General features: G+C 49.9%; 1 protein-coding gene. It reads right to left on the bottom strand.

All coding sequences use genetic code 11. The features are described from left to right. The coding region (locus V5T82_RS18145; protein WP_332897086.1) for a hypothetical protein at positions 1–241 on the bottom strand (241 nt) is incomplete at its 3' end. Positions 242–357: the final 116 nt, after the last annotated feature.

Here is a 357-nt window from a genome sequence, read left to right as displayed (position 1 = left end):
TGCCATTTGGCTGTTGATGGCGCGCATCCGCTTGATCGTCGGTTGAAACTATTGGGTCTGGTTCGTGGTCCATATTTTCATCACATTGTTCCGGTGAAGGATTTTTTCCACGAAGGTATGCAAGGGCATAGCTGATGCCTTCCCGAATTTCATCAAGCAGGATGCCTATCCTGTCCTGCCAAACATACCAAGACGGCACGCGGCGATCCCCATTTTGTGTATGGTCTTCATTCACAGTCATCTGTATCCCATGCCGTTAAACATTCAATAATGTGATTGTCATGAATCCAGACACAGTCTGATTCGACCACCCTGGCCCTCTCACATGGCGGTGTGCCCGGGGGCGAACGGTAGTAA

This window comes from Magnetovibrio sp. PR-2 (genome assembly GCF_036689815.1).
Classification (GTDB): domain Bacteria; phylum Pseudomonadota; class Alphaproteobacteria; order Rhodospirillales; family Magnetovibrionaceae; genus Magnetovibrio.
This window is presented reverse-complemented; position numbering and strand designations above follow the sequence as displayed.